This window comes from Pedobacter sp. P26, from assembly GCF_050632135.1.
Taxonomy (GTDB): Bacteria; Bacteroidota; Bacteroidia; order Sphingobacteriales; family Sphingobacteriaceae; genus Pedobacter.
On record NZ_CP192574.1, the window covers coordinates 5571800 to 5591858 of the forward strand.

General features: G+C 38.2%; 17 protein-coding genes. 8 read left to right on the forward strand and 9 right to left on the reverse strand.

The window, feature by feature from the left end; genetic code table 11:
* Positions 1-69: 69 nt before the first annotated feature.
* Positions 70-1578, forward strand: a complete 1509-nt coding sequence (locus ACQ86H_RS25835; RefSeq protein ID WP_431292949.1) for a phytoene desaturase family protein — start codon at positions 70-72, stop codon at positions 1576-1578.
* A 403-nt stretch (positions 1579-1981) separates the two neighbouring features.
* Here the strand turns inward: ACQ86H_RS25835 and ACQ86H_RS25840 are convergent, their stop codons facing one another.
* The 4 genes from ACQ86H_RS25840 to ACQ86H_RS25855 all read right to left on the reverse strand — a co-directional run bounded on the left by ACQ86H_RS25840 (position 1982) and on the right by ACQ86H_RS25855 (position 4594).
* A complete protein-coding gene (locus ACQ86H_RS25840) occupies positions 1982-2512 on the reverse strand; it encodes an RNA polymerase sigma factor (RefSeq protein WP_121284155.1) in 531 nt (176 codons plus the stop codon).
* 123 nt (positions 2513-2635) lie between these two features.
* Complete coding sequence (gene murB / locus ACQ86H_RS25845) at positions 2636-3652, reverse strand: UDP-N-acetylmuramate dehydrogenase (RefSeq protein ID WP_138819768.1); 1017 nt, start codon at positions 3650-3652, stop codon at positions 2636-2638.
* Positions 3653-3693: 41 nt separating this feature from the next.
* Entirely contained in the window at positions 3694-4143 is a 450-nt protein-coding gene (locus ACQ86H_RS25850) for a hypothetical protein (protein WP_431292950.1), read from the reverse strand.
* A gap of 10 nt (positions 4144-4153) precedes the next feature.
* A complete protein-coding gene (locus ACQ86H_RS25855; RefSeq protein WP_431292951.1) occupies positions 4154-4594 on the reverse strand; it encodes a sterol desaturase family protein in 441 nt (146 codons plus the stop codon).
* A 166-nt stretch (positions 4595-4760) separates the two neighbouring features.
* Here ACQ86H_RS25855 and ACQ86H_RS25860 point away from each other — a divergent pair, with 166 nt between their 5' ends.
* The 7 genes from ACQ86H_RS25860 (at position 4761) to ACQ86H_RS25890 (ending at position 13130) form a co-directional block, all read left to right on the forward strand.
* On the forward strand, positions 4761-5372 hold the full coding sequence (locus ACQ86H_RS25860; protein WP_138819766.1) for a TetR/AcrR family transcriptional regulator: 612 nt from the start codon (positions 4761-4763) through the stop codon (positions 5370-5372).
* 89 nt (positions 5373-5461) lie between these two features.
* Entirely contained in the window at positions 5462-6802 is a 1341-nt protein-coding gene (locus ACQ86H_RS25865) for a TolC family protein (protein WP_138819765.1), read from the forward strand.
* A gap of 2 nt (positions 6803-6804) precedes the next feature.
* Positions 6805-7872: an efflux RND transporter periplasmic adaptor subunit gene (locus ACQ86H_RS25870; RefSeq protein ID WP_138819764.1), complete on the forward strand. Its 1068-nt coding sequence runs from the start codon at positions 6805-6807 to the stop codon at positions 7870-7872.
* A gap of 65 nt (positions 7873-7937) precedes the next feature.
* On the forward strand, positions 7938-11132 hold the full coding sequence (locus ACQ86H_RS25875) for an efflux RND transporter permease subunit (protein ID WP_138819763.1): 3195 nt from the start codon (positions 7938-7940) through the stop codon (positions 11130-11132).
* 616 nt (positions 11133-11748) lie between these two features.
* The gene (locus ACQ86H_RS25880) at positions 11749-12552 is read left to right on the forward strand and encodes a hypothetical protein (RefSeq protein WP_431292952.1); all 804 of its coding nucleotides are present in this window, start codon (positions 11749-11751) and stop codon (positions 12550-12552) included.
* 45 nt (positions 12553-12597) lie between these two features.
* A complete protein-coding gene (locus ACQ86H_RS25885; RefSeq protein WP_431292953.1) occupies positions 12598-12837 on the forward strand; it encodes a hypothetical protein in 240 nt (79 codons plus the stop codon).
* Entirely contained in the window at positions 12837-13130 is a 294-nt protein-coding gene (locus ACQ86H_RS25890) for a type II toxin-antitoxin system RelE/ParE family toxin (RefSeq protein ID WP_431292954.1), read from the forward strand. The genes ACQ86H_RS25885 and ACQ86H_RS25890 overlap by 1 nt, the downstream gene beginning before the upstream one ends.
* Positions 13131-13402: 272 nt before the next feature.
* Here the strand turns inward: ACQ86H_RS25890 and ACQ86H_RS25895 are convergent, their stop codons facing one another.
* From ACQ86H_RS25895 to lpdA, 5 genes are all read right to left on the reverse strand, one after another.
* Entirely contained in the window at positions 13403-14608 is a 1206-nt protein-coding gene (locus tag ACQ86H_RS25895) for an MFS transporter (protein ID WP_431292955.1), read from the reverse strand.
* Positions 14609-14714: 106 nt separating this feature from the next.
* Complete coding sequence (locus ACQ86H_RS25900) at positions 14715-15368, reverse strand: TenA family protein (RefSeq protein ID WP_138819760.1); 654 nt, start codon at positions 15366-15368, stop codon at positions 14715-14717.
* A complete protein-coding gene (gene thiD / locus ACQ86H_RS25905; protein WP_431292956.1) occupies positions 15365-16183 on the reverse strand; it encodes a bifunctional hydroxymethylpyrimidine kinase/phosphomethylpyrimidine kinase in 819 nt (272 codons plus the stop codon). Before thiD ends, ACQ86H_RS25900 begins: the two co-directional genes overlap by 4 nt.
* A gap of 362 nt (positions 16184-16545) precedes the next feature.
* Positions 16546-18087, reverse strand: a complete 1542-nt coding sequence (locus ACQ86H_RS25910; RefSeq protein ID WP_431292957.1) for a choice-of-anchor I family protein — start codon at positions 18085-18087, stop codon at positions 16546-16548.
* A 485-nt stretch (positions 18088-18572) separates the two neighbouring features.
* Positions 18573-19979 carry a dihydrolipoyl dehydrogenase gene (lpdA, locus tag ACQ86H_RS25915; protein ID WP_431292958.1) on the reverse strand — a complete coding sequence of 469 codons (1407 nt, stop codon included), beginning with the start codon at positions 19977-19979 and terminating at the stop codon, positions 18573-18575.
* Positions 19980-20059 lie beyond the last annotated feature (80 nt).

Sequence of the window (20059 nt, forward strand, 5' to 3'; positions counted from 1 at the left end):
GTTCAGAATGATAAGCACAGAATGACAAAAAACCAAAACAAAACGCAATAAAATTCCTTTATTTACACCATGGAGAAAAAACCCAAGGTTACCATTATAGGTGCCGGTTTTGCAGGCCTGGCTGCCGCAGCTTTATTGGCCAAAGATGGTTGTGATGTTAGTATTATTGAAAAGAACGAAATGGCTGGCGGCCGTGCCAGAACCTGGGAAAAAGACGGCTTTCTTTTCGATATGGGCCCGAGCTGGTATTGGATGCCTGATGTTTTCGAAAACTACTATCAGATCTTTGATAAAACAGCGTCCGATTTTTATGAACTGAAAAGGCTAAGTCCTTCTTACCGCATTTATTTTGGCAAAAATGATATTATTGATGTTCCAGCGACATTGGATGACCTATATGCTTTATTTGAAAAACTAGAGCCAGGCAGCAGCGGCAACCTAAAACATTTTCTCGATCAGGCAAAGTACAAGTACGATGTAGGCATGAAAGAATATGTTTTCAAGCCTTCGCACAGCATAATGGAATATTTCGATCCCCGTTTAGCTGTTAGCGGAATCAAACTACAGCTTTTGGGCAATATGCGCAAACACGTACATCAGTTGTTCAAAAACGAGCGTTTAAGGAAACTGTTAGAATTCCCCATTTTATTTTTAGGTGCCACACCACAGAACACGCCTGCGCTGTATAGTTTAATGAACTATGCGGATCTCGTTTTAGGTACTTGGTACCTTATGGGCGGCATGCACAAAATTGTGAATGCCATGCAGAAAATTGCAGAAGAGCAGGGGGTGAAATTCATTTTCGATACCGAGGTGGTTAAAATTGAAGTTAAGAACAACATTGCTGAAGAAGTGATTACAAATAAGGGGAATTTTAAAAGTGATTTTATAGTGGGCAATGCCGATTATCACCACATTGATCAACACCTTTTTGATGCGCCATACCAAAATTACACCGAAAAATACTGGGATACCAGAACCATGGCTCCTTCCTGCCTGTTGTTTTATATCGGCTTAAATAAGAAGCTCAACAATATATTACACCACAATCTTTTCTTCGACGAGAATTTTGATCAACATGCTGAAGAAATTTACACTGACCCGCAATGGCCAACAAAACCATTATTTTATGCCTGCTGTCCATCGGTTACCGATCCGGGTGTAGCGCCAGAGGGTTGCGAAAACCTTTTCTTTTTGGTTCCGCTTGCACCTGATTTAAAAGATAGCGAAAGCAAAAGGGAAGAATATTTTAATTTATTGATAAATCGTTTCAAAAATTTAACAGGAAACGACATTAGTGATAACATTCTGTTTAAACGAAGTTATGCCATGAACGATTTTATTGAAGATTACCATGCTTTTAAAGGAAATGCGTATGGATTAGCAAACACTTTGAAACAAACTGCTTTCTTAAAACCCAAAATGAAAAGTAAGGTAACAAATTTTTTATATACCGGACAGTTAACCGTTCCTGGCCCTGGCGTACCACCTGCAATCATCTCCGGACAAGTGGTAGCAAAAGAAATAAAAAAAGTTAAAAAAAGCTTGACAAATTTAAAATTTCCCTTATCTTTATAACCACAAAACAAAAACACTGCAAAAAAGCTTCAAAACACATAATCGTTCGGGGTTTGCATTTGTTTCGAAATAAGAGAGAAGGCGAATTGTTGAAAGAAAAAATAAGAATCAACTAACCAAATATATGATAAGCAAAAAGGCCTGGATTTTCCAGGCCTTTTGCTTTTTAGGCTGTTTTGGAAAATTTTGCTTAAAATCTAAGCGTCATCTCGACTCAAGAGCAGCGAAATGGAGAGATCTATCTCGAGATGGATTTAGCTTCGCTGAGTACTACGTGGTTCTCGATTACGTTACCGATGTAAAATGGGTACAGGTAACACTCCGCTCGAAATGAGGAGACATAAGAACAAACCAAAAAAGGCCCAGATAAAATCTGAGCCCCTAGTTTTTCGATGGATGTATCTTATACCAATTCTACACTGGCAATTTCTTTTGAGTAAGTTTTAAGGTATTTTTTTAAAATACCTCTTGCTACGTGGATACGGGTTTTCACTGTTCCAATTGGAATTTCTAACATATCCGCAATTTCATGGTATTTGTAACCTTCAAAATAGCGGATAAAAGGCACATAATATTCTTCCGGCAATTGCGAAAGGGCTTTGTCAATATCGCCCAGTACAAATTTACTTTCTGCCTGGTTTTTAGTCGCACTGTATGAAAGATTTGCAGAAGAAATATCTTCGCTTTGTGTAATTAGCGTATTGGTTTTTACCAAACGACGGTAGTTATTAATGAAAGTATTTTTCATAATGGTAAATAACCAGCCTTTCAGGTTAGTACCTTCTTTAAACTTATTGTAATAAGTGATTGCTTTAAGCATGGTGTCCTGAACCAAATCATTTGCGTCTTCTGCGTCTTTAGTAAAATTTAAAGCATAAGACCTAAGTGATACCGAGTGATGATTAACCAGATGATTGAATTCAAATTTTGTCATGATTTTTAGCTTTAGGTAGATTAAAACAAATTATTGCTTATTCTACTAAACCTAAACAAACTTAATACCAAAATTTTCTGGCACGGTGTTAAAAGTGCTTAACTACTTAATAGCCAGCCTTCGTCACAGAATATTTACTTCTCTTTCCAGAATGACTCCAAAAGTAGACTTCACACTGTCTATTATTTGTTCAGAAAAATTATACACTTCTGTACCAGTTGCGTGTCCATGGTTAACTAAAACCAAAGCCTGATTTTTCCATGTGCCTGTTTGACCAACCACTTTACCCTTCCAGCCACATTGTTCAATTAACCAGCCTGCTGCTAATTTAATTTTATCATCTGCTGTGGGGTAATGTACCACATCGGGGTACTTTGCCACAATATCGGCAAATTCATATTTTTCGATTACTGGATTTTTAAAGAAACTGCCAGCGTTACCAATAGTAGATGGATCGGGCAGTTTGCTCACACGGATGTGCGATACGGCAGAAGAAACATCAGCAATATTTGGATTTTCGATTCCCCTGTTCAGCAACTCCGTTTCAATTGCACCGTAAGAAGTATTAATTTTTGCTTCAGTTGACAAACGGAAAGTAACAGATGTAATAATATACTGCCCCCTTAATTCCCTTTTGAAAATACTTTCACGATAACCAAAACGGCAATCGGCATAGCCGAAGGTTTTCATTTTCCCGGTTTTAATTTCAAATGCCTTGCAGCTTTCGAAAACGTCTTTCAACTCTACCCCATACGCACCAATATTCTGTATGGGTGAAGCGCCAACCGTGCCGGGAATCAGGCTTAAATTCTCTACACCTGCAAAATGATGTTCAACACAATAGTTTACAAAATCATTCCAGACCTCACCTGCACCAGCAATTACCAAAACTTTATCATCAATAACTTCAGATTGAATACCCTTGATGCTGATTTTAATAACTAATCCGTTATAATCCTGAGTAAATAACACATTGCTACCTCCGCCAATCACTAAAAGCTTTTGAGATTTTATGATCTCGTTTTTAAATAAGCTAACCAGATCTGCCTCAGAGAATATCTCAGCGAAATAGCTGGCCTTAACATCTATACCAAATGAGTTATATGGTTTTAGAGAAATATTTTCCTGGATTTGAAGCATATTGATTTTGGGTTATGCTGCAAAAGTAGAATAAAAAATAATTAAGGAACGATTTTGGTAATCCCCTTATCAAAATTAAGGCTTAAAATCTCAGGCTTATCTCCTGCTATAGTTACCCCAGAAAGTTTCCAGCCAATAAACGCAGGTTTCGTTTTAGTAAATTCCAACAAGTGGTATCGCTCTTTAGTTAATCTGGCGCTGATCAAACCTACGCTATCCGACTCTGCCTGACTCAAATGCTCAATCTGACTTTCTAATTCAGCCAGGGTAACATCCAGCTCGTTTCCCTTTTTCAGGCTATCGGCATAAGCCTGGGGAGATATATTGTATAGACTATCCAATTTTGAACTATCAAAATTCAAATCCCGGTTACTGGTTTCGTATTTCGATTCTACAAGTGCAATGGCGCGGTCTTTATCAGTCTTTTTTTCACAAGAATATAAGGTCAAAGAGATAATTACAAGAAGAATGATCTGATAATAATTTTTCATATAGCTTAATTTAGCTCTTTAATACTGCTTTCCGCACAAACAACAAACCAAAAGCTTTCCCTTTTTCCTTCCCCCTACTTTTATGGTGGATTTTATGCGCTTTACGTACTGCCTGCAAATAAGCATTATTACTTTTAAAGGTTTTAAAACGACGGTGCACAAACCAATCGTGTACTACAAAATAAATCAGGCCATACAAAGTAATGCCTAAGCCCACAAAAAACAGGTAGCCAAAACTATCCCGATCGGTGTACATTAAATATAAGGACACTCCAGCAAATAACACCGCAAACAGATCGTTCCATTCGAAAAATGATTTTGCCTTTTGGTGATGGCTTTTATGCATAAACCACAGTGGTCCATGGAATAAATACTTGTGTATAAACCACGACAAACACTCCATAAAAATAATGGTAAATAATACGATAAGAATATTGATAAATACAGACAATTTTTCTAAATGATTGGTTTGTAAAGATATATAACAGCCAAATATGCAAAATTATGTCATAAAACTGTAAGCTTAACAATGTTTTTAAAAAACGTTTCATGACAAATCATTTTTTAGCACTATTTTTGACTAAAATATTAAAAAAGTCAGAAAGTAGAAAAGTAAAATGATTGTAGCCGATAAAAAGAGAGAGCAAATTATTGATGGTGCTATAAAACGCTTTATCCATTTTGGTATTGGTAAAACCACAATGAATGATATTGCCGAAGATCTATCTGTATCCAAACCATCTCTTTATTATTATTTTCCGGATAAAAAACATTTGATTGTGGGAGTAATTGAAAGAGTGTTTAACGATTTCTTTGAACTGATTAAAAAGAAATACAACCCTGATTTGCCGGTACAGGAAATTCTTTTTAATACCATTGATGTTCGGAACACCTTTTTCCAAAAATATTACATGCTCCGCATTACGGAGGGCATTCCGGATTTACTGAACGATGAGGTAATTAAAAGTAAACTGCACTCATTAAAAGAATCGGAAAAGGACTTTTTCGCAGAGATTTTTAGTCTGGCTAAATCAAAAGGAGAAATTGAGCATGATGATACAGCACATGTTGCCGAATTATACCTGGAAAGTTTAATGGGCCTTTGTACAATGTGTATTATGGAAACCGGCAAGGACCTTTTCCCTGATAAAAAAGCATTAAATAAAATGACTTTAAAACAAAAAAACCTGACTACCATCTTTATAAGAGGTTTAAGGTGTGTAGACTAAAAAGCGTGACGTTAGCATCAATAAACAGACCCGAATTAACTGGTTTGAAAAAACAGAGAAGAAACCCAAAAACAAAAAAACAATACATTATGCTTAGAATAAAAATGGTAAGATTAATGCTCATCGTCATTATTGGCTCGGTATTACCGCAGCTGGCAATTGCACAGCAGCAAATTACCTTAAAAGATGCGCTCACATTTGCGCTCCAAAACAACACAAAAGTGCGCAATGCCAGGTTGGATATTGAAGGCGGAAGGTACAAGGTAGAAGAAGTAAGGGCACAAGCCTTACCACAACTCACCGGAAATGTAGGTTTGACTTACAACCCTATTATTGGCCAGTTGGTTGCTAATATTGGTGGAGCAACACAGTCGTTTAAATTAGGGCAGAACTGGAATTCTACCGCAGGCGTTCAACTTTCGCAGCAATTATTTAACCAACAGGTTTTTACCGGCCTGCAGGCTGCACGTTCAAGCGAAGAATATTATGCACTTACTTCACAGTTAACAGAAGAACAAATTATCGAACTGGTGGCCAACAATTATTACCAGGTTTTGGTAAACAGGCAACAGCTTAACGTAATCGACACCAACATTAAAAATGTTAAAGTGGTTGAAAAAATTGTGGGTAACCAATATAAAAATGGTTTAGCCAGAAAAATCGATGTAGACCGGATTAGTGTAAACCTAACCAATTTAAATACACAGCGCGAGCAAACGCTTAATGCGATTACCCAATTGGAAAACCAGTTGAAATTTTCGATGGGAATGGCGGTTGCAACTCCAATTAGCCTTCCTGCTACCGAATTAACAGAAGTAACTACATTACCTATGTTTACAGATTCTATCGATCTCGCCAACAGAACTGAAGTTAAACTTTTAAATAACCAGGATAAACTTTTATCCCTGCAAAGAAAAGCTTATGTAGCCGAATACTATCCTAGTTTGTCTTTAACAGGCAATTATACCTATTCGAGCCAGAGCAATAGTTTCGATTTCCTTAAAACGAATGCTTCGGCTATCGGTTTTGGTTCGTCAGCAATTGGATTAACCTTAAAAGTACCAATTTTTAACGGTTTCTTAACCCGTTCTAAAATCCGCCAGGCTGATGTAGACATTAAAAAGGCTCAGGAAAGCAGAAAAGAGACCAACAATGCTTTAAACCTGGCTTATGAAAATGCAAAAATACAATTGCGCAATAATTTAAATACTATTAAAGCGCAGCGTAAAAATGCCGATTTAGCGCAAGAGATCTATAGAAGTACCCAAAATAACTACAATAACGGCTTAGCTTCGTTAACCGACCTTTTGGATACCGAAAATGCACTTACCTCGGCACAAAACAGCTATACACAGGCTTTATTAAATTATAAAATAGCCGAAATACAATTAATCAAATCAAACGGAAATATTAAATCGCTAGTACAATAGAAATGAAAAGAGTAATTACCATAATCATCGTAGTTGTTGTTGCCCTTGGTGCAATAGCTTATGTTTTAAGCAACAATAAAAAGAAGAACGAAGAAAAAACTGCTTTCATTGCTAAAGGTGGTGGTGCTGTTGCCGTTCGTGTTGCCCAAGTAGAAAGAAAAGCTGTAAATTTAGATTTCAGTGCAAACGGAAACTTTATTCCTAAACAAGAACTTAACTTCTTATCAGAAAATGCTGGTCGTGTTACGGCTATTTATGTAGATGAAGGTGACCGGGTAAGCAAAGGACAGGTTTTAGCCCGCGTTGACGCTGAAATCATCAATACAGACAGAGAAACTGCTGAAGCTAACTACCAGAATGCAGTGAGAGATGAGGCCAGATACCAAAGCTCATTCTCAACTGGTGGTGTTACGCAACAACAGTTAGACCAGGCTAAATTGGCTACAAGAAATGCAAAACTGCGTTTACAGGCTTCGCAAAGAAGATTAAGTGATGCGAACATTAAATCGCCTATCAATGGTATCGTAAACAAAAGATACATCGAAGTTGGTGCTTTTGTAAATACCCAAGGTACTCAATTGTTCGAGCTTGTTGATGTTTCTAAATTAAAATTAAAAGTAAACGTTAACGAATCGCAGGTTGCCAATCTTAAAATCGGTGACCAGATCGACATTAAATCTTCTGTTTTCCCAACTGATAATTTCTCCGGAAAGGTAACTTTCATCGCTGCTAAAGCTGATGGAACCTTAAACTTCCCTATTGAAATTGAAGTAGAGAACAGCCACAAAAACACTTTAAAAGCCGGTATGTACGGAACTGCCATATTTAAGTTTCCTAAACAAGCACCTAGCATCCTTATCCCACGTACATCATTTGTGGGTAGTGTAAGCAGCAATCAGGTTTTCGTATTGGACAAAGCCAACAATACTGCCAAAACCCGTAATGTTGTAGCTGGCCGTATTTTAGGAGATAATGTTGAGATTCTTGACGGCTTAAAAGAAGGTGAAACTGTAATTACCAGTGGACAGATTAACTTAACTGAAGGTACTGCCGTTAGTATCGTAAAGTAAGTTAACAGAATTTTTCGGCTTTTAAAAACGCGATATGCCAATCGCAAAACGCAATACGAATTAAAATGAAGATAACAGACATATCTATAAAAAGGCCTTCGCTGGTGATTGTGGTGTTTACCGCACTTACCTTGCTTGGGCTACTAAGTTACTTTTCGTTGGGTTATGAATTACTTCCAAAATTCTCTAACAACGTAGTATCTATTTCGACCATCTACCCTGGCGCTTCGCCAAATGAGGTTGAAAACACCGTAACCAAAAAGATTGAGGATGCGGTATCATCGATGGAAAACATTAAGAAAATCAATTCTGTATCGTTTGAGAGTTTATCAACTGTTACCATCACCTTAACTGATGCGGCAAACATCGATATTTCCTTAAATGACGCACAAAGAAAGGTAAACGCCATTCTTTCTGATCTGCCTGAGGATGTAAAAACGCCGTCGTTAAGTAAATTCTCTTTGGATGATTTACCGGTAATTACCATGTCGGCATCAGCCAATATGGATGATATTACCTTTTACGATTTAATCGATAAACGTATAGCTCCGGTAATTTCGAGGGTAAGTGGTATTGCACAGGTTAACCTTGTTGGTGGTTCAGAACGCGAAATTCAGGTTTCGTTAGATGCCAATAAACTCCAGGGCTACAACCTTTCGGTTCCTCAGGTGCAACAATTAATTTTGAGTTCTAACCTCGATTTCCCTACGGGAAGTGTTAAAACGCAGAATCAGGATGTATTAATCCGTTTATCGGGTAAATACAGAAGTATGGAAGAATTGAGAAACCTTGTTTTAACAACAACTAAAGATGGAGCACAGATCCGCTTAGGTGATGTAGCCGATGTTCAGGATTCGCAAAAAGAAACCGAGAAACTGGCACGTATCGATCGTAAAGCGTCTATCGCTATCCAGATCATTAAACAAAGTGATGCGAATGCAGTAGAGGTAAGTAAAGGTGTACACGCCATTATTGCCAAACTTAAAACTGAATATGCAGCCAATAAGCTTGATATCAGAATTGTTAACGACAGTTCAATCTTTACCTTAGAATCAGCCGATGCGGTAATCCACGATTTAATTCTTGCGGTTATCTTGGTGGCCTTCGTAATGCTTTTCTTCCTGCACAGCTTACGTAATGCGTTAATTGTAATGGTATCCATTCCGGTTTCGTTAATTGCCACCTTTATCGGAATCAGCTTGTTCGGCTTTACTTTAAACTTAATGTCGCTGTTGGGGCTATCACTCGTGGTAGGTATCCTGGTGGATGATGCGATTGTGGTACTGGAGAACATCCAGCGACACATGGAGATGGGTAAAAACAAGGTAAGGGCAGCATCTGATGCGACAAGAGAGATCGGTTTTACGGTTGTATCCATTACTTTCGTAATTGTGGTGGTGTTCTTCCCGATTGCGGTAAGTACCGGATTAGTATCTAACATCTTACGTCAGTTTTGTATTGTGGTAATTATTGCAACTTTACTTTCGTTGGTCGCTTCATTTACTATTGTACCATTGATCTTCTCTCGTTTCGGTAAATTGGAACATATTGAAGGTAAAAACATATTTGGCCGTTTCATTCTCTGGTTCGAAAAACAGTTAAAGAAATTTACCCTTTGGATTACCAGTATATTAACATGGTCGTTAAACCATAAAGCACTTACTTTAGTTGCCGTAGTGGTGATGTTCTTAAGTTCTTGCGGTTTATTGGTAGGCGGTTTTATTGGTTCTGAGTTCTTCCCTAAATCAGATAAAGGTGAGTTCTTGGTTCAGCTGGAGTTACCAAAAGATGCTTCTTTAGAGCAAACCAACTTCTTAACACAAAAAGCCGAGGCTTTCTTAGATAAACAACCAGAGATTACACAATTAATTACAACTGTAGGACAATCGACAGGTGATTTCGGTGGTACGCAGGCAACAGCCTATAAATCGGAGATCAACGTAAAACTTGTTGAGCGTGATGAACGTGAAGGTGTTTCTTCAGATATTTTTGCAACGAAAATGAGCCGTGCACTGGCAAAAGAATTAATTGGTGCAAAAGTAAAAACCGTTCCAATCAGTATTTTGGGTATTGCAGAAAATGCACCGATCCAGTTGGTGGTAATGGGTTCTGATTTGGATAGTGCTTTGAAATATGCCGAAGGTGCACAGAAAGTACTTGCTTCTATTCCTGGTGCTACAGAGATTAAATTATCGGTAGAAAAAGGAACGCCTGAAATTAACGTTCAGGTAGACCGTGATAAGATGTCGGCAGTTGGCTTAACGCTACAAACCGTAGGTTCTACCATGCAGACTGCTTTTGCGGGTAACACGGATGGCAAATACAGAAAAGGCGAATACGAATATGATATCAATATCCAGTATCAAAACTTTAACCGCCAGAACATTGACGACGTACGTAACCTGATTTTTGTAAATAATGATGGCAAACAGATTAAGTTATCGCAGTTTGCAACCATTACTGAAGGTTCAGGACCAAGTCAGCTGGAGCGTTTAAATAAATCGACTTCAGTATCAGTTAAGGCCCAATCAATCGGTAGACCAACAGGAACCGTGGTTGCAGAATTCCAGGCAAAACTGGAAGAGATGCAAAAAAATGGCAAACTCAAAGCGCCAATTGGCGTAAGTTATAGTTGGGCGGGTGATCAGGAGAACCAAAGCGAAGGTTTTGGTACCTTAGGTATCGCTTTATTGGCTTCGATCATTTTGGTTTACCTGATTATGGTTGCCCTCTACGATAGTTTTATCTATCCATTAGTGGTGATGTTTTCCCTTCCGCTAGCGGTAATCGGAGCCCTGTTGGCCCTGGCTTTAACCAATAATTCAATTGGTATCTTTACCATTTTGGGATTAATTATGTTAATGGGTCTCGTAGCGAAAAATGCGATTATCCTGGTCGATTTTACCAACCACTTAAAAGCTGAAGGTAAAGAAACCAAAGAAGCGCTTGTGTTGGCTAACCATGCACGTTTACGTCCAATCTTAATGACAACCATCGCCATGGTATTTGGTATGCTTCCAATTGCCCTGGCAAGCGGTGCAGGTGCCGAATGGAAAAATGGTTTGGCATGGGTTATTGTAGGTGGATTAACCAGTTCATTGTTCTTAACTTTAATTGTGGTACCTGTGGTGTACTTAATGTTCGACAGAATGTTAGAGCGCCTTGGCTTCAATAAAAAAGGAAAAACCATCGATGAGTTAATGGTTGAACCATACGACCATAAAGATGTAAACGAATACGACTTAGATCACGGACATTAATAAACATCCAGATTAACAATCAATTTAGCCCCGACCCCAAATCGGGGCTTTTTTGTGGAGTTTTAAAAATCAGGAGCCATGGTTTAGTGAAGATCATAAATCTTATTAATCTGACCCTCCTGAACCAAATGCACAATGTCATTAAGTTAAGGGAATAAATCTCAAAAGATGTCACCCTGAGCGTAGTCGAAGGGTATTTATTTACGATTAACCAACCTCAAAAAGTCTTCGACTACGCTCAGACTGACAATCGTGGTGCTTTAATGAATTGACCGAATGCGTTCTGCAGGTATAACAAAACTGATGAAAGTAACACTTTGAACACCATTGACTATTCTTCCAATGAGCAATTCCATTTTTTTGCCTTTTAATATCAACTATGAAAACTAGTTTTATCCGCAGCGAAAACACATCTAAAACACATGGTTTTAGCTGCGAATAATAGATTTTATTTTAATAAGATTGTTCTGGTATAGTCGGGAACCACTATTTTTTTAGACCAAAGAACTCAGAAACATGTAAAAGCATATTTAAATTACTTGCTTTTTCCATGCGCAGATAATTCTACAATGTTGTCAGCAAACAAATTATGTGCTCACATTGTATATTAGGGATTATGTTCAAAATCATTCTTAGCCTGTTCCTAATCTGTTCTACACTCCTTGTAAAAGCGCAACACCCTCCTGTTTTTGCAGCTATGCGTACTGATTCGAGCTTTATTAAACTCTATAATTTGGATATTACCTTAGTAAAATACAGCTATAAACCCAATGGTGTAAAATTTTTGGTAGTACACGATAATGAAGATACGGGCGTAAAGGCTGGTTTTGATTATATCCGATGGTACGGCGGTGAATTGATCGACAGTCAGTACGGAGCCGTTCGGGATTATTATTTCAGCTATATGGACGACCAGTACCGCATAGACCCTAATGCGATCTACACCGAAGTGGGGGTTAATACCAGGTTAAAGAAAAACCAGTTCAGCTCTAACGAAGTTGAAAAAGCCATATTAAATGCAGGAAAGCAAATTGTAGATTTTTACGATCCAAAAACAACGGGTTATTTTTTAACCCTCCATAACAATGCCGATGGTGGTTTTGGAATCTCGTCTTATTTACCAGGTTACGATTTAGCCAGCACCGCCGATTCCGTTTACATTAACTTCCAGATGGATGGTGACGATCTTATTTACGTAACCGAGCCAAGATTATTCAGCAGCTTAAAAAAGGCAAACGTGAATGTAATTCTTCAATCTAAATTTGCTTCCAATGATGGTTCCCTATCGGTTTATGCCATGCAAAATAATATCCCTTATATCAATGTAGAAGTGCAGCACGGGCATCTGGAAGAAAATTTCAGGTTGATCGAACTTGCTGTTGCTACACTGAAGGAACATGGATTGGTGAAGAAAGAATAGGTAATAGCCTATATTTATTTTCGTTAAATTTCGTTAAATTTGAATATGAGCGTATTTGTAAACACAAAAAATGAGCAGGAAGAAAAAGTCCTTATTGCCTTTTTGGATAGTTTAGACTATAAATATCAATCTGATATTAATGATGCACCAACAGAAGTTGAAGCAGCATTCTTAAATCAATATAATGAGGAAATAGATAAAGCAGATAAAGAAATAGAGTCTGGCGACTTTATTTCTCATGAAGATGTAGAACAACTTTTTGAAAAAAGGCGTAAGCTTATTTAATGGAAATTAAATGGAATAAACTTGCTGTAAAACAATTACTAGAAATTATTCAGTATTTAGAAGACAATGACCTTATTGATTACGCTGAAAAAATTGAAATAAAAATTTTATCAAAAATCAAGTCGCTTCCAAACCATCCAGATACATTCCAAAAAGACAGATTAAAGAAAAATAACGACGCCAGTTTTTTTGCTTTCGAAATTGACCGCTACAGAATATCCTTTAGAAAGACGAATAAAGAAATCAGAATTCTCAGGGTCAGACATTCTAGCAGAAGGCCCTTTACACGTTAAAAACATAGAATAACCGTAAATCCATATTGGCATTTAACAATGCAAATGAAATTATAATTTAGGTCCCCTTCATTAAATAAGGTTTAGCGTTAATATACCAAGCAGTCACTAAATTAAGTATTACTATGGCCAATTAGCCCCGGTTGAAGTGGTACCCTGTAGCAACGAGGTACGAGGAAGCGAAGCGTACAAGCGAAAAACGGGAAGAAATGTATTTTTTTTGTAGTGACCTTGCGCTCCAAATAACCGATAGTTTTTTAAGGAACAAAATCCTAATTTATCTCCTTTATTTTCGTAACCAGAAAAGTAATCAGCAGGCCAAAAACGGAAATGATTCCAAAAGAATAACGCAAGCTCGATAATTGCGAAACATAACCAATTAAGGGCGGTCCAAACAAAAAAGCAAAATATCCGATACTTGAAACCATGGTAATGGCTTTGCCAGCAGGCACTTTTTTGTTATTACCCGCTATGCTATATACCATCGGTACAATACTCGAAACGCCCAAGCCAATAAGCATAAAGCCAAAAATGGCAACAATCAGATTCGGGAATATTACGGCAAGTGCCATACCTATCGATATAATGGCACCACTGATCTGCAACAAGTTTTTCCGCCCAAATTTACCGATCAAGTATACGCCCAAAAACCTTCCGCTTGCCATCATAAACATAAACGATGCATAACCAATAATCGTCCTATTATGAGGTAACTTCACCACATCTTCAAAATAAATAGCGCTCCAATCGAACATTGTACCTTCCGTAGCCATACTACAAAATGCGATAACACCCAATAACACTAAAATACCTTGTGGCATGGTAAAAAACTTTGTCTTCTCAATTACGGTATCTGGTTTATTATAGTTCAGCAACTTTTTCCAATTAAGGGTTACATTGGTTAAAGATATTAGGGCAATAATCCAAAAATGGGTATACATGCCTAATTTTAAGTTAACCAAACCGAGCGCAATTAATGCACCAGTTAAATTACCGATACTCCAGGCGCCATGAAAAGAACTCATAATGGGTTTGCCGTAATAGTTTTCGCCGGCAACACCCTGTGTATTTAAGGCGATGTTACAAAGATTACCTGTTATGCCGAATAAAACCAAAAAAGCAGCCAGTTGCCAACCAGTAGTGGCTAGTGCTAAAAAAGTTAAGGCAATTGCATATAATGGCGCAGTTGCCCTGAGCATTTTTTTACTGCCGAAATGTGTGGTCAGTTTTGCAGAAAAAAACATGGTAATGATCTGTCCTGCAGGCAATGCAAAAAGAATAGAGCCTAGTTCTGCATCATTTAAACCCATTGAAGCTTTAAAAGTTGGAATCCTACTGGCCCAACTTGCAAAACAGACCCCTTGCATAAAGTAAAAGGCAGATATGGCTAAACGTACTTGTTTTGGAGAGCTTTGTGCTAATACAGGTTTATCTTCTTGTCTATTTAAAATTTCCTGTTCTTGCGTGCTTTCTTCCAAAGTGATGTCTTAAAATTATAGAACTGCAAAGTTCTTTAAATCTATTGGAAATACCGACAAGTTTTTAACATTTTATCAAAAATTTGTTGCTTATAGGGTTAAAATATTAGATTTTCCATTTTTCCAATTCATAAGCACTATCCCAGAACATCCATTCTAAACGGGTTGCCATTTCGAAAGCATCCAGCATTTTTTGTTGAGTTGCGGCATTGGCCTGTGCTGCCAGTTGATTTGTAATATCAATTGCTTTTTCAACTGCTGCAGCAAATTCGATTCCTGCATACATATCAATCCATCTCTTATAGGGATTTTGATCATTGGTCTGTTGAGCGAAAATATGATCGCCCACCGCTTTATAAATCCAAAAGCAGGGCAAAACAGCCGCTACTGCTATTTCTACATTGGCGTACGCAGCCTGACTAAGAATATAATTGGTGTACAAGAGTGTAGATGGAGTGGGTTGCACCTGGCTTGCTAAACCAAATTCTACAAAGTAACTTTCGTGCAAACTCCGCTCGGCAAATATAGCGCCTGTAGAAAATCCGGCAAAAGCCATTACCAAATCTGCATCTTGCATACGCCCGCTAATAGTGCTTAGCGTCCGCCCAAATTCTAAAAGGTAATAGGCATCCTGTACTAAATAGAAGATAAATTTTTCTTTCGGTAAGGTACCATTGCTCAGCTCCTTATTAAAGGGCATGGTTAAAATTTTATTATAAATGGGTTTAACCCGTTCCCAGGCATCGTCGCTCCACTTCATTGGATAATTAATCTTAAAGGTTCGAAAAAGTGGTTTAGCGGCCCATTACCTTCACCTGTTTTTACTTCGCTACCAGCTTTTAAGGCCTGGCTGATGTAGTTTTTTGCATTTTTAATTGCGGATAATAAATTGTTGCCTTTCGCCATTTCGGCAGCTATAGCCGATGAAAGTGTACAACCCGTTCCATGTAGATTTTTAGAAGCAATAAAGGCACTTTCTAAAACCACCGGAATTTCAGTACCAGAAATGAGCACATCGTAAATAATCGGCCCAGCCAAATGACCACCTTTAACTAAAACTGCTTTTGCGCCTTTTTCGATGATTTTCTTCCCTGCCGCAACCATATCATCGAGGTTATTGATTTTTTGTTCCGAAAGGATTATGGCCTCATCTATATTTGGTGTAACCAAACTAACGATAGGGAACAATTTTTCTACTAATTGGTTAACGGTATCGGGTTCGATTAAGCGGTGACCGCTGGTAGCGACCATTACCGGATCTAAAATAACAGGAACAGATTGCTGGTAAGCTTTTAGTTCTTTTTCAATCACCTGTACCACTTCGGCACGGTTAATCATTCCAATTTTAATGGCCACTGGTGCTATATCATCCAATACTGCCTGTAACTGATCTTTAATCATTGCAGCCGGAATACCATGCACTGAACGCACCCCTAGCGTATTCTGTGCAGTTACCGCTGTAATTACCGATGTACCAAAACAGCCCAGGGCCGAAAAGGTCTTCAAATCGGCCTGAATGCCAGCCCCACCCCCACTATCTGAGCCGGCAATTGTTAATACTTGAATGTAATTCATTGCTAAAGACTTCATTTTGTTGTACAACTTCAGGAGTCTTCAAATGCAGAAGGCATTTTATGCAATTATTGCAGACAAACTAATTTCCTACGCCGGCATGATCCGGATCAGGTCCATTTGAGGTTGATGGCTGGAGGATTTTAAGGCTGAAGGAAACTAACCCTCTACCTTTTTACTTCTGCCTTTAACCTCAAAAAGGGTATATTCTCAGCCAACTTATTTGAAGGCACCCCTAAAGTTTTATTTTGTAGCGCAATATAGGGCTTAGTTTTTATTCTTTGTTTATAGAAATGAATTATATATAAAAATCCCGATATAAATACCGGGATTAAAACATAATAATTAATAAAGGAATAGGTAAATTATATCTTATCGGGTTGATAAAACCGAACGGTACCATCTCCTTCATTTGAAACAATTAATAAACTTCTGCCATTCGGGCTATCTTTTGGTTTAACAAACATCAAACCTTCCGGTGCATCGCCGGTAGAGAATAACTGAACAAATTTTGGTGCTGCCGGATTGGTTACATCATAAATAGCAATTGCATCTGCACGTTCCATGCCAATAAAAGCTAAAGTTTGCCCGTTTACTTCAGCCACGGCGATCCCTTCAACCTCAACCCCTTTTTTATTTGCTCTTTTGGGGTCATATTTTCCGGCATCCGACACTTTTTGCGCCAGTTCTTTGCCTATATTGGCCACTAACTGACCAGTATTGGCATTAATAATGCTGAAACTGCGGGTGCTAAAAGAATACAGTTCATCATAATCACCATCGCCGTCCGTATCGCCATAATTTTTCGCAACGATAAGTTTACCCAAATTTTCATTTAACTTTAGTGTTGCCGCATTCGGGAATTTAACAGGATCTAGGATCAGTTTACTGCTGCCCACCTCTATTTCTTCGGATGTTTCTTTCGACCAATCACGTGTATCGCCCTCATTGGCTAAGGCCAGATAAGCATTACCGTTTGCGGTAAAATAAGATATGGCATCAGGCAGGTAAAAACCCTTAACCTGCCATGTTTTAAATTCTGGCTTATCATCTTTTACTGTAAAATCAACGGCATTTTCTGCAATACTGAAATCCCTAGTGCCCAATGGGATGATTTTGTTGATTTTGCCTGCAACGATATCAACTTCTGCTACGCCATTGTTTTCCTGTAAGGTAACGTAGGCTTTTTTAGAGTCTGCACTTACGGTGATGTACTCTGGTTCTATATCTTGGGCAAAACTTGCATTTGGGCCATAAATGCGAAATCCATTGGCAATTAGGCTTGATTTTTCTGATTCTAATCCAGCAAAATTAAACGTTTTAACTGCATAATTATCTTTGATATTGATAACCGAGATGCTTCCAACGGGATCAACAGTATAGCTTGCATTTGGCTCGCCTTCGTTTGCAGATAAAATATAATTTCCATCCGGACTGAAAGTTACCATATCTGGCATAGCACCTACGGTGATTTTTTTAACTTCTGATAAATCTGATGTTTTCAGCACCAAAACATCGCCATTACCTTGTTTATCAGCACCATCTAAAGCGATTGCCAATAAACCGTTATTTACTGCAACACTATTAATACCAGCGTTTGCTGTATAGGCTAAGGTTTGTAATTTGGTAACATTTGGATACTTGCTCATGTCTACCACATCAACTTTGGCACCACCATCATTGCTTACTACAAACAATTTTTTGGTTAAGGGATCGTAAGCAGAAATTTCTGAAGCGAATTCACCGCCTAAATCAATAAATGCAGTTTCTTTAAAGCTGTCTATTTTTTCTGGAACAACGGCTTCGACCGGAGGATCTACAATAGGATCATCATTTGAATCTTTTTTACAGGCAGCAAATGCCAGCGAAGCAATAAAAATTGCACCAAATAGTTTTTTACAGTTCATGGTTTGTTTAATATCTGAACCGCAAAAATAAAAGTGCAAAACGCTATTTTTCAGCCTGCGAATATTATCATTTGGTTAAGGAATTGTGAAGAAAGACTAGAGCGGAAGACTAAAGACCAAAGTTGAAAGACTAAAGTAGAAACCACCTTCATCTCGATTCGATAGTTATCAGTCCGATATGAAGAAAGTGGCTGAAACAAAAAAATCCCGATATAAATACCGGGATTAATGATATGTGCAATTTACCAACAAGATACTGAAAAAAGTTACCGTTGACAGACTCCAAAAAGCTCGTCATCTCGACCGAAGCAGCGCGAAGTGGAGAGATCTATCAAAACAGATTTCTCGACTCCGTTGCACCCGTTAACTATCGATCCGCTCGAAATGATGGTAATTCGGGGGGATTTTTACGCGTAGATTAATGCTGTCAATCATATTGATTGTTATACAATAAATTATCCCTCAGTATGAAGTTTAGATAATAATTAAATATGTATTGCTCTGTTATCAGTTGCAGCAAGTGCCGCTTCTTTTAGCGCTTCAGTATAAGTTGGATGTGCATGGCAGGTACGGGCGATATCTTCAGCAGATGCGCGGAATTCCATAGCAATAACCGCCTCAGCAATCATATCCGCAGCACGCGGACCAATCATATGTACACCCAAAACCTCATCAGTTTCAGCATCAGCCAGAACTTTAATGAAACCATCGGTATCCATACTTGCTTTCGCACGTCCGCTGGCTTTGAACGGAAACGAACCTGCTTTATATTTTGTTCCTTTTTCTTTTAACTGCTCTTCTGTTAAACCAACAGATGCAACTTCCGGCCAGGTGTAAACCACACCCGGAATTAGGTTGTAGTTAATATGTGGTTTTTGTCCGGCGATGGTTTCTGCAACATAAGTACCTTCATCTTCGGCTTTATGCGCCAACATGGCACCCGTAATTACATCGCCAATGGCGTAAACACCAGGAACCGAAGTTTCTAAATGTTCATTTACAGGGACTTTTTTACCTCTTTCTTCAACAGTGATACCGATTTTATCCAAACCTAAACCTTCTGTATAAGCCGTACGGCCAACCGCCACGATACAATAATCAGCGTCGAAATTTACGGCTTCACCCTTCGCGTTTTCTGCAGTAACGGTTACAGTTTTACCATTATTTGTAGCGCCGGTAACTTTATGATTCATAAAGAATTCCATGCCCAGGTTTTTCTTCAATACGCGTTGAAGTTCTTTACCTAAACTTGCATCCATTGTTGCAATGATGGATGGCAAAAACTCAATTACTGAAACTTTTGTACCTAAACGGGCATAAACAGAACCTAACTCCAAACCAATAACTCCGCCACCAATTACAACCATCGACTTTGGAACTTCTTTAATATTTAAAGCCTCTGTTGAAGTAATGATGCGTTTTTTATCAACTGGCAAAAATGGCAAGGCTGTAGGTTTAGAACCCGTAGCAATGATTACATTTTTAGCGGTTAAGGTTTCCGTAGAACCATCAGTTTTTGTGATTAAAACTGTGTTTTTATCTACAAATGAACCAACGCCTTCGTAAGAATCGATTTTATTTTTCTTGAACAAATAAGTAATACCAGCCGTATTTTGTGCAACAACATCGTCTTTACGGGCGATCATCTGCGGCATATTTACTTTAAGGCTTTTTAAATCGATACCGTGAGTAGTAAAAGTATGAGCAGCATTATGAAAATGCTCTGATGAATCTAACAAGGCTTTAGATGGGATACAACCAACGTTTAAGCAAGTACCTCCAAAAGTTTTATATTTTTCTATTACTGCAGTTTTTAAACCTAACTGAGCACAACGGATTGCGCCTACATAACCGCCCGGCCCTGAACCGATAACAACGACATCGTATTGCATAATTTCTTGAGAATTTTGATTAGCCAAATGTAGGGAAAAAAGGCGGAAAGCTGAAAGTCGATTAGGCTATAGAAATTGCT